Raw genomic sequence first — 10,118 nt, forward strand, 5'->3', positions numbered from 1 at the left:
GGCCCCGTCCGGGTGGACGGGGCCTTCGCGACGGCTACTACTGGTTTTCCGGCGCGTTGATCCGGTTGTGGAAGCCGATGCCGATGGCGATCGCGGCGGGGACGCCGGTCAGCACCAGGCCCGCGGCCGCGCCGAGCGGGATGCCGACGGCGGCACCGGCGAGGCAGCCTGCGACGCCGGTGGCGCCACCGAGGGCGAGCACCGGGACGCCGAGGACCAGGCCGCCGACGCCGCCGATGGCGCAGCCCGCGAGGCCGCCGGTGAGGGTGCCGACGAGCGTGCCGATGGCGGTGATGATGCCGAACTGGGTGGCAGCGGCGCCGACGGCGTCATCGAAGGCGTCCTGTCGAACGACGTCCTTCAGCAGCGTGGACGGGCGGGCCGAGGCCGCGTCGGTGCGCGGGGTCAGGGTGGCGCGGGTGCCGTCGACGACGGCGTCGATCGGGTACTCGAGGTCGTCGAGCGTGTAGGCGAGCGGCAGGGCGGCGACGATATTGCCCTGGTTGTCGCGCACCTGGAACTGGTTGTTCTCGGTGGTGAGCGAGCCCGCGTCGGTCTCGACGACGACCGCGTCGCCCTCGATGCCGGTCTTCCAGTTGATGCCGGGCAGCACCTGGTTCACGCCCTGGTTCACGCCGTCGAGAAAGGCCGCGACGGGCGCGGGAGCAGGCGCCGGGGCGGCGTGCGACGTGCCGGTGGCGACGCCGAGCGCGGCAATGACAAGTGCGGAGGTTGCGGCAACCTTGCTGATGTTCATGAATGCAGTCTTTCCCTCAATGGCGATGCTCCCGGGGGAGCGCAGGCCCTCGATCGAGCACCCATGATCAAGTGTCCAACTGTTTGTTGCTGAAATGTAACTTAGAAAGTCCTAAGAGTTCAAAACGGACAGTGACGTGCGTCATTCCCGATGAATTCGATTAGCTGTTAAGAACTTTCGCTCGCAATTAGCCCTACGTGATCTGAAGCACATCAATGTCACAGTCCGGTGATCAGCCGCAATCGCCGTGAGAGGTCGGAGGCGAACACCCGCTCCGGGTCGACTCGATCCCGGACCCGGCGCCATTCGTCGAGCCGCGGGTACATCGTCGCGATCATCTCGGGCGTGGTCCGCGATTCCTTCGCGAGATACAGCCGCCCGCCCGCCGCCCGCACCCGTTCGTCGAGGTCGACGCAGAACCGGTCGAGCCCGCTGGTCAGCGCGAAATCCAAGCTCAGCATGTATCCGGGATGTGGCCACGACAGCGGCGCCGGGTTGCTCGCTCCCATCCGCTTGAACACATTGAGGAACGAGTGGTGCCCCGACTCGGCGATAGCCCGCACCGTGTCGGCCAGCTGCTGCTCGGCCCCGAACGGCATCGAGAACTGATACTGAAGGAACCCCCGCTTGCCATAGGCGCGATTCCATTCACCGAGCAGATCGAGCGGGTGATAGAACTGCGTCAGATTCTGGATCCGCCCACGCGCCCGCCGGGGAAACAGGCGATGAGCGGCCTCGGCGGCAATGCGCGTGGTCACCGAATTGACCATCCCGTTCGGAAAGATATCGGGCACCGTGAACAATTGCGGCGCATCGAAATTCAAGGGTTTGCTGCGCAACCTCAACGGCAGCTGATCGACAGTGGCCAGCGACCCCCGGCTGAACCCGGCCCGCCCGAGTTTCGCCCCGGTCGAAATGGTGTCCGGCACCGCCATCGAGTAGTCGTACCCGTCATCGGAACCACCGGTCAGCAATTGCATCGTCTCGTCGAGATCGCGCGTGCGATCGTTGTCGACGATGAAATACGCGGTCTCGGTGTGCTTCAACCGGACTCGCGCGCTCACGATGATGCCGGTGAGGCCCATCCCGCCCACCGTTGCCCAGAACAGTTCCGGGTCGGGCCCTTCCGGGGTCGAGGTGCGCACCGATCCGTCGGCAGTGAGCAGGTCCATCGACACCACATGATTGCCGAAGCTGCCCTGCGAATGATGGTTCTTCCCATGGATATCCGCGCCGATCGCCCCACCGACCGTCACCTGCCTGGTTCCCGGCAGCACCGGAATCCACAGCCCGAACGGCAGGACGGCCCGCATGAGTGTGTCCAGGCTGACACCCGCGTCGACCTCGACGATCCCGCTGTCGGGATCGATACTGTGGATGCGGTCCAGCGCGGTCATGTCGAACGACCAGCCCGCCCGCGTTCTGCGCCGGATCGCCGTAACTACGCCCGAGCCCGCGCGCGATCACCCCGCGCGGTCCCGCGGTCCGCACCCGTTCGGCGATCACCGCGATGTCGGGCGTGCGCAGCACTTCGGCGACGCTCGGTGCGGTGCGTGCCCAACCGCTGAGGCTGACTGGATTCCCGTGCGTGAATGTCACAGGGGCCCACGCTAAATCCGGTTCCTGTGTGCAGCCTGAGGTAATCGTGCGGTTATTGCGGAGATGCTTGCCGCGGGGTGAGTGTGCCCTCGTGCATTGTCGCGATGCGAGTGCAGGCGGCGTCGAGGAGGGGCTCGTCGTGGCTGATCAGGAGGACGCCGAGGTTGTCGGTGGCGTGGGCGGTGACCAGGCGGATGATGGTGGCGGTGGTGGCCGCGTCGAGCATGGCGGTGGCTTCGTCGAGGATGAGGTAGCGGGGGTTCTGGGCGAGGGCGCGGGCCAGGCAGGCGCGTTGGAGCTGGCCGTCGCTGAGTGCGTGCGGGCGGCGGTCGAGCAGGTCGGGGGTGAGGCCGACGGTGGTGGCCAGTGCCGCGAGATCGGGGATCGGGGTACGGCGGATGCGGGCGGGTTCGGCGATGATCTGGGCGACGGTGAAGTGGGGATTGGTTGCGGCACGGGGGGATTGGAAGACCATGGCGATGGCGCCGCGGGCTTGCCGTGGTGGCTGTCCGTCGACGGTGACCGTTCCGGAGGTGGGCGTCAGCAGCCCCGCCATCGTCCGGGCGAGCGTGGTCTTCCCTGAGCCCGAGTCGCCGGTGACCCCGACGATCTCTCCCGGGGCAATCCGCAGGTCGACCCCGCCGATGACGGGTTTCGAGCCGTAGCCCGCGGTGATGGAATCGGCGATCAGCATCAGGACCTCGGCCGGCGAATCATGCGCTGCTGCTGCGGAATCAACTGCGTCGGGCCACCCGCGTAGGGGCAGATCTCGGACAGGTTCGTCAGCGCGCGCGGGGCATGGGGGAGCGGGTGCAGGCCGCGTTCGGGCAGGGCGGCGAGCAGGTCGCGCGTGTAGTCGTGCCACGGATCGTCGAGCACCTGCGCGCCGGGGCCGACTTCCATCAGGCGTGAGGCGTACATGACCGCGACAGTGTCGGCGATGTCGGCACGGATCAGATGCCCGAGATCGTGCGTGATCAGCAGCACCGCGGCACCACCATCGGCACACTCGCGCAACAGTTTTCCGATCTGGTCGGTGCGTGCGCGATCGAGCCCGGAAGTGGCTTCGTCGGCGATGATCACCTCGGGGTCGCCTGCCAGGGCCGCCGCCACGGCTGCCCGTTGGGCCATGCCGCCCGAGAGCTCGTGCGGATACAGGTCGAGCGCGGCGACGGACAGGCCTGCGCGTTCGACGAGGTCGGCGGGGGTGTGTGCGGTGCCGAGTGCGGTGATCGCTTCCCTGAGTTGGGATCCGACGGTCCGCACCGGGGTGAAGTAGGTGCTCGGCGACTGCGGGACCAGGGCGATGTGACGGCCGCGATACGCGGGGTGGTCGGCGAGGATGTCGATGGGTTCGGCCGTTGCGTGAGCCGGGCCCGCACCGCCGAGTTGTAGGCAAACGGACCCGGTGGTGACGGCTTCGCGGGGCAGCACGCCCATCACCGCACTCGCGACAATCGATTTCCCGCAACCGGATTCGCCGACGAGTGCGGTGATCGCGCCTGCCGCGATGTCGAGGGACAAGTCGGTCACCGCGTGCACCACATCGCCACGGCCGACCGGAATTCGCACGGTCAGCGCGTCGATGGACAGGAGGGTGCGCGTATCCGGCTCCTGATGCCTCGCGCGGGTCACACGGACTCCTCGGCCGTGGCAGCCCGACACCGGCGGCGAGGGCCATATCCCGGCAATGGTGAGTTTCGTGCTGCCTGACGCGGGGAACCGGGCCTGTGTCGTTTCATCGCGGCATCCTCGAAGGTTTCGGCGGTGCCAGTAGCCCGCGCAGTGATGATCCGGCGACAGCGACCGCCACTGTCGTCAGCACCAGGAATCCCGCCGGGAACACTAGCGTCCACCACCCACCCAGCAGTAGCGAAGTGCGCGCTTCCTCCAGCAGTGTGCCAAGGCTCGGTTCGTGCGGCGGCAACCCGAACCCGAGGAACGACAACGTCGACTCGTGCCAAATCGCATGGGGCAGAAGCAGAACCACCGCGATCAACGCCTGCGGAGCGACAGCGGGCAGGAGATGCCTGATCAGCAGATGAGTGCGATTCGCACCGGCGAGTACCGCCGCGGACACGTACTCGCGCTCGCGCAGACTCAAGCTCTCCGCCCGCACGATCCGCGCCACCTGCACCCAGTGCGTGAGCCCGATCGACAACACCACCGCCACCGCGTTCCCCCGGAACAGCGCCACGATCACAATCCCGAGCAACAGATGCGGCAGCGCGTTCGCGGTATCGGCGAAGCGCATGACCAGGCGATCCACCCACCCACCTGCCAGCGCGGAGACCGCACCGACCAGCACCCCGATCACCGTCGACACCGCCGCCGCACACGCGGCGACGATCAGCGAGGTCCGCAATGCCGCCGCGATCCGCACGAACAGCGACCGGCCCGCCGAGTCGGTCCCGAACCACCACTGCCCCGACGGCGCCTGCCGCGCACTCGCGAAATCGGTCAGCCGATCATCGACCCCTCCCACCCACGGCACGATCACCGCGTACAGCACGACCGCGACCAGCACCGAAAGCGCGAGGTACAACCGTCGCTCAGCAGCCCCGTGCGTGAGGTCGCGCCACCGCTCACCCATCGGCGCGCACCCGCGGATCGAGCAGCACCACCGCGACATCGGCCAGCAGCGACCCGAGCATCACCGCGCAGGTCGTGCCGACAGTGAGAACGGCCAGCAGCGCCATGTCCAGATCCTTCGCCGACTGGACGAACGCGCCCGCGATCCCCGGCCACGAGAAGATCTCCTCCACCAGCACCGCCCCGACCACGACCTCCGGCAGGCGCGCGCCGAGGATCGTCACGAACGGGGCCAGCGACGACGGCAGGATGTGCCTGCGGGTGATCGTCGCGGTATCGATGCCGCGGGTGGCCGCCCCGACCACGAAATCCTCACCGCGATTGCCCGACACCGATTCCCGCACGGCCAGCAGTAACCACGGCACCTGCGAAACCGCCAGCGCGGCGGCGGGCAGCACGAGATGCCGCACCACCTGGCCGAATCCGACCTCGGCCCCCGCATCGGTGAGTCCCGCGGGCGGCAACCACCCGAGCCCGACCGCGAACAAGGCGATCGCGGCGAGCGACACCACGAACGGCGGCAGCCCCTGCATCACCACGCACGACGCGGTGACCAACCGGTCGATCAGCCCACCACGGTGCATACCCGCCCAGACACCCGCACCGAGCGCGACGGCGATCGCCACGCTCATCGCGACGACGACCAGCAGCACCGTCCACGGAATCCGTTGGGCGAGCAGGGTACTCACCGGCTGCGCGAATCCGCGCGAAATACCGAGATCGCCGCTGAACAGGTCACCGATCCAGCGTCCGTACAGCTGGTACCACGACGCGTCGAGCCCGAGCTGATTCGTGAGCAGGATCCGATCCGACGCGCTCGTGGTCTCGTAGCGAGCGCCGAGATACCCGACCAGCGGATCGAACGGCGACACCGCCGCCGCGGCGAACAGTGCGGCCGACACGGCGACGAGCACCGGGATCAACGTCACCAGGCGCCACCCGACCATCGCCCGGAGGCCGCGGCCGCGAAAGCGGCTGCGCACCATCAGCGGGTCCAGGTCTGCAGCGACCACCACGGTCCCCAGGTGACGCCGTGCGCGTGCGGCTCGAGAATCGGCCCCGACATCTTCCAGGACGAATCCTTCACCACATAGGTGTGATCGAGATGCACCAGGAACACGTGGCTCGGATCCTGGGCATACCGGCTCTGCACCTCCCGATACGCGGCGGCGCGTGCGGCGGGATCGGTGCTGCGCCTCGCGGTTTCGAGTTGCGCGTCGATCGCGGGATCCGCGTGACGGCTCGCATTGTCGTACGGGCTGCCCGCGCTGGGGTCCAGCAGCGGCGAGTGCAGGGTGTTGTAGGCCTGGGTGTCGGGATCGTAGGGCTCGCTACCGCCGCCGAGCAGGATCGCGGACTGCGCGATGCGCGGCTCGATCCGATCCCAGGAGAGCGCTTCGAGATCGACCTCGATACCGACCCGCCGAGCGTCGGAGGCGAAAGCCATCGCGAGATCACGGCGCAACGTGTCGGTCGAGTTGTACATCACGGTGAATCGTGCCCGCACACCATCTTTCGCGCGCACACCCTCCGCGCCGACCCGCCATCCCGCGGCATCGAGGATCTGTTCGGCGCGGGCCCGATCGAAGGCGAAAGAGACTGCTGGATTGTGGGATTCACCGTAGACATCGGCGAAAGGCGTGTAGGCCGGGCGGCCGTAGCCACCGAGAATATTGTCGATCATCGACTGGCGGTCCACCGCGTAGTTCAGTGCCAGCCGGACGGCGGAGTCCCCGGCGACGGGATCGCCCTCGGGCATCGAGACACCGCGCCAGTCGGCGGAAGTGTTGGCCTGCACCGACATTTGCTGCTCGAAGGTGGCGGCCAGCAAGGGTGGCAGCGAGGTGCCGTCGAGTTCGCCGCTGGCCATTCGTTGCGCGCGGGTGTTGTCGTCGGGCACGTAGAGGACCGTCAGGCGCTTCACCGAAGGTGCGCCACCCCAATAGCTTTCGTTCGCCTCGAATATCGCCCGGGTCGGCTCCAGCGCGGTGAGCCGATAGGGACCGGTGCCGATGGGGGCGGTATTGAGCGGCGATTCGGTCGCGGGTCCTGGCGTCGCGACGGCCTCCGACGGAACGATCCCGATCAGCAGCTTGGTCGGGAACGCCGCATAGGGATGACGCAAGGTGAACCGCACCGACAGCGGATCGACAGCATCGACGCGCTCGATCATCGAAAACGACGACCGCACCTCCGAGGCCGACGCCGGATCCAGAATCGCCCGATAGGTAGCCACCACATCGGCGGCATCGAACGCCGACCCGTCGCTGAACCGCACCCCGGGGCGCAGCGGTGCCGTCCACACGGTCGCGTCGGCATCGGGCTTCGGCAGTTCCGTAGCCAGTGCCGGGGTGAAGCCGGGCATGCCGGTGCCGCCGGTCAGCCGGAGCAATCCGTCGTAGACCTTGGCCTCGCCCGCCGCGCCGTAACCGGCGACGGGGTTGTATCCGCCCAGTTCATAGGCATCGGCGAGGACGAGCGAGTCGGTGGACCCGCTGTCGGGCGCACCGCACGATGTCAGCACGACCGCGAACGCGGCCCCTACAGCGAACAGCGGCCGAGTGCGCATCCCGCATCCCTACACTTCTCATGTTTATCTGAACAGATGAACAGATAATAGTCGCGGGCGGTGCCGTCGTGTCCACTCGGCGATTAAGCTGGGCAGCGCCATGGGAGAGCCACGCACACTGCACGGGTCGCCGGTCGAACTCGGCCGTCGCGCGATCGGCGATGTCGAGATCCGGGAATGGGCCCAACGCTTCGACCTGCTGTCGGACCCGGGTCGCCTGGAAATCCTGCTGTGCCTGCACCGCTCACCCGGCATCAGCGTCGGCGAACTGGCCGCCGCGGTCGGCCGCAACGAGAACGCGATCTCCCAGGCTCTGCGCGTGCTGCGCCACGAGGGTTGCGTCACCTCGAGCCGTGCGGGCCGATCGGTCACCAACCGGCTCACCGACCCGATCATCCACGAAATTCTCCACACCATCGGCGCCGAGCACTGACGTCGAAAGTTCACTCCTCGGAGGCGATGATGGCGAAGATCCTGTTCGTAATGACCGGTGCCGATCATTGGACGTTGTCCAGCAATGTCAAACGCCACACCGGCTTTTGGGCCGATGAATTCGCCACCCCCTACCGGGTTTTCACCGAGGCCGGGCACGAAGTCGTCGTGGCGACACCGGGCGGAGTGAAGCCGCCGGTGGATCTGGCGAGTCTGGCGCCGGTCCCGAACGGTGGTGAGGAGGGTGCGCGGAAGGTCGCCGAGACCATCAAGAACGCCACGCCACTGGACAATCCGGTCCCGCTCGGCGACGTGCGGTCGGCCGATTACGACGTGGTGTTCTATCCGGGCGGCCACGGGCCGATGGAAGACCTTGCGGTGAACAAGGATTCGGCGGCGCTGCTGGTCGATACCTTGCACTCCGGCAAACCGCTCGCGCTCGTCTGCCACGGACCCGCCGCGATCCTGGCAACCGCCGCCGACGGGCCCTCACCCTTCGCGGGCTACCTCCTGACCGCCTTCAGTGATGCCGAAGAACGTCTGGGCGGGCTCGCCGACCAGGCCAGATGGCTGCTCGAAGACCGGCTGATCGAACTCGGCGCGGACTATCACAGCGGCGAACCGTTCGCGCCGTTCCTGCAAGCCGACCGCAATCTGCACACCGGTCAGAACCCCGCCTCGGCCGGTCCGCTGGCCGTGGCGGTGCTCGGCGTTCTGTAAATGCTTGTCACTCAGGTGAATTCGGCGACGACCTCGTAGAGGGCGGGATTGGCGCGCGCGACCTGACGCGCCTGGTCGACCGAAGCGACGACCGTCGGGTTGAGTCCGGCGGCCTCGCACGCCTCGGCGCTGTCCCAGTGCGCGACGTTCACCAGCTGGAATCGCGAATCGGGCAGCAGGGCACGGTGCAAGCGGACATCGCGGAAGCCGGGGGCGGTGCGCATGTGCGCGGCCCGCTCGCGCCACTGCGCGACGAACCCCTCGATGTCGTCGGCGGAAACCTCGATCACATTGATGAAAGTGACACCGTGGTCGGTCATGTGGAGCTCCTGTTCGTTCATGTGGCGGATCCGGGACGGACGATCATGAGCACGACCACGGCCGTCCACAGCAGGTTGTAGATTCCCGCGAGCATCGACAGCACACGCAGGCGCTTGCCGTCGTCGGGCTGGTCGAGGGCTTCGCGCTGCATCGGCACGATCTGCACGGCTAGCAGCCCACCCGCCACGGCCGTGGTCACCATCGCGGTGGTGATCCAGATTTCGTTCATCCGGCCCTGGATCGTGGCCAGCACGATGCCGATCACCGGCACGATGATCGCGAGTTTCGCGTAGTTCCCGGTGATCCGGTGCATGGCGACCGCGACCGGCCTACTGCGCACCGACTCCGGATCCGGCCCACCGGCGACCGGCGCGTACCGGGGAAAAAGACTGGTGGCGACCGCTGAGCCGCCGACGAAGACGATGCCCGCGAGCACATGCACGGACAACAAGACGTGTTCCAACTACCGACTCCCTCCGACCTTCAATGTGTTTGAAGCCTAGCTCGAGCTTCAGCCATATTGAAGGTCGGATTCGTCACGCCTGGGGTCGAGGCGGGAATTGCCCGGCGAACGCGTCGACGATGGCCGCGCCGACCCGCCGCAGAATCGGATCGGCTTCCGCGCCGAACAGCTGAGTGTCCACCCGTGTCACCGCCTTCCGCGCCTCCGCGAGCAGCCCCGCCCCCGCCTCCGTCAACTCGATCGCCGACGCCGACCCCGCCCGCGCCGTCCGATCCTGCACCAACCCCGCCCCGACCAGTCCCTTCACCGCGGCATGCACACTCTGCACGCTCGTCCCCGACATCCGCGCCAACTCGCTGAACGAGGCCCCCGGCACCCCATTGATATGCCCGAGCAACCCCAGCCGGGCCACCGTCAAATCCAGCACACCCAACTCCACCCCCAACGCCGCCTCCACCCGCCGAGACATCGTGATCACCAAAATGCTCGGGCTCATAGCCGGCGGTCCAGGACGCTCGTTCTCGGTGGTCACCACCCCATTTTCCCGCACGCGACCGCAACAGTCGTATTCCGGGAGGTGTATCAACCGCGCGCCCCTGAAATAGTTTCGGGGGGGGGGCGCGGGTGTGTGTGTGTGGGTGGGGGGGTGGGGGGGCGTCGGGCGC

At 67.6% G+C, this 10,118-nt stretch carries 11 protein-coding genes and 1 pseudogene; 2 read left to right on the top strand and 10 right to left on the bottom strand.

Annotation, left to right across the window (positions count from 1 at the left end; genetic code table 11):
* Window positions 1-37 precede the first annotated feature (37 nt).
* The 7 genes and pseudogenes from ACFWPX_RS06860 to ACFWPX_RS06890 all read right to left on the bottom strand — a co-directional run bounded on the left by ACFWPX_RS06860 (window position 38) and on the right by ACFWPX_RS06890 (window position 7,517).
* The gene (locus ACFWPX_RS06860) at window positions 38-757 is read right to left on the bottom strand and encodes a hypothetical protein (RefSeq protein WP_378916746.1); all 720 of its coding nucleotides are present in this window, start codon (window positions 755-757) and stop codon (window positions 38-40) included.
* A gap of 218 nt (window positions 758-975) precedes the next feature.
* Window positions 976-2,356: pseudogene (locus ACFWPX_RS06865) on the bottom strand (FAD-binding protein).
* Between the two features lie 52 nt (window positions 2,357-2,408).
* Window positions 2,409-3,050: an ABC transporter ATP-binding protein gene (locus ACFWPX_RS06870; RefSeq protein ID WP_378926534.1), complete on the bottom strand. Its 642-nt coding sequence runs from the start codon at window positions 3,048-3,050 to the stop codon at window positions 2,409-2,411.
* Window positions 3,050-3,991 (bottom strand): ATP-binding cassette domain-containing protein, encoded by a 942-nt coding sequence (locus ACFWPX_RS06875; protein ID WP_378926535.1) that lies wholly within the window; start codon window positions 3,989-3,991, stop codon window positions 3,050-3,052. The genes ACFWPX_RS06870 and ACFWPX_RS06875 overlap by 1 nt, the downstream gene beginning before the upstream one ends.
* A gap of 103 nt (window positions 3,992-4,094) precedes the next feature.
* The gene (locus ACFWPX_RS06880) at window positions 4,095-4,949 is read right to left on the bottom strand and encodes an ABC transporter permease (RefSeq protein WP_378926536.1); all 855 of its coding nucleotides are present in this window, start codon (window positions 4,947-4,949) and stop codon (window positions 4,095-4,097) included.
* Window positions 4,942-5,934 carry an ABC transporter permease gene (locus ACFWPX_RS06885; protein WP_378926580.1) on the bottom strand — a complete coding sequence of 331 codons (993 nt, stop codon included), beginning with the start codon at window positions 5,932-5,934 and terminating at the stop codon, window positions 4,942-4,944. The genes ACFWPX_RS06880 and ACFWPX_RS06885 overlap by 8 nt, the downstream gene beginning before the upstream one ends.
* Window positions 5,934-7,517: an ABC transporter substrate-binding protein gene (locus ACFWPX_RS06890; RefSeq protein ID WP_378916732.1), complete on the bottom strand. Its 1,584-nt coding sequence runs from the start codon at window positions 7,515-7,517 to the stop codon at window positions 5,934-5,936. The genes ACFWPX_RS06885 and ACFWPX_RS06890 overlap by 1 nt, the downstream gene beginning before the upstream one ends.
* Before the next feature lie 100 nt (window positions 7,518-7,617).
* On the opposite strand from ACFWPX_RS06890, the gene ACFWPX_RS06895 reads away from it, so the two are divergent.
* Together ACFWPX_RS06895 and ACFWPX_RS06900 are read left to right on the top strand one after the other, a co-directional pair.
* Entirely contained in the window at window positions 7,618-7,950 is a 333-nt protein-coding gene (locus ACFWPX_RS06895) for an ArsR/SmtB family transcription factor (protein WP_378926537.1), read from the top strand.
* Window positions 7,951-7,979: 29 nt separating this feature from the next.
* On the top strand, window positions 7,980-8,669 hold the full coding sequence (locus ACFWPX_RS06900; RefSeq protein ID WP_378926538.1) for a type 1 glutamine amidotransferase domain-containing protein: 690 nt from the start codon (window positions 7,980-7,982) through the stop codon (window positions 8,667-8,669).
* Between the two features lie 11 nt (window positions 8,670-8,680).
* Here ACFWPX_RS06900 and ACFWPX_RS06905 read toward each other — a convergent pair whose 3' ends face one another.
* The 3 genes from ACFWPX_RS06905 to ACFWPX_RS06915 form a co-directional block, all read right to left on the bottom strand.
* On the bottom strand, window positions 8,681-8,989 hold the full coding sequence (locus ACFWPX_RS06905) for an antibiotic biosynthesis monooxygenase family protein (RefSeq protein ID WP_378916725.1): 309 nt from the start codon (window positions 8,987-8,989) through the stop codon (window positions 8,681-8,683).
* Between the two features lie 17 nt (window positions 8,990-9,006).
* Entirely contained in the window at window positions 9,007-9,453 is a 447-nt protein-coding gene (locus tag ACFWPX_RS06910) for a hypothetical protein (RefSeq protein WP_378916722.1), read from the bottom strand.
* A 73-nt stretch (window positions 9,454-9,526) separates the two neighbouring features.
* A complete protein-coding gene (locus ACFWPX_RS06915; protein WP_378926539.1) occupies window positions 9,527-9,985 on the bottom strand; it encodes a MarR family winged helix-turn-helix transcriptional regulator in 459 nt (152 codons plus the stop codon).
* Window positions 9,986-10,118 lie beyond the last annotated feature (133 nt).

It is taken from the genome of Nocardia sp. NPDC058518 (assembly GCF_042719655.1).
GTDB lineage: Bacteria > Actinomycetota > Actinomycetes > Mycobacteriales > Mycobacteriaceae > Nocardia.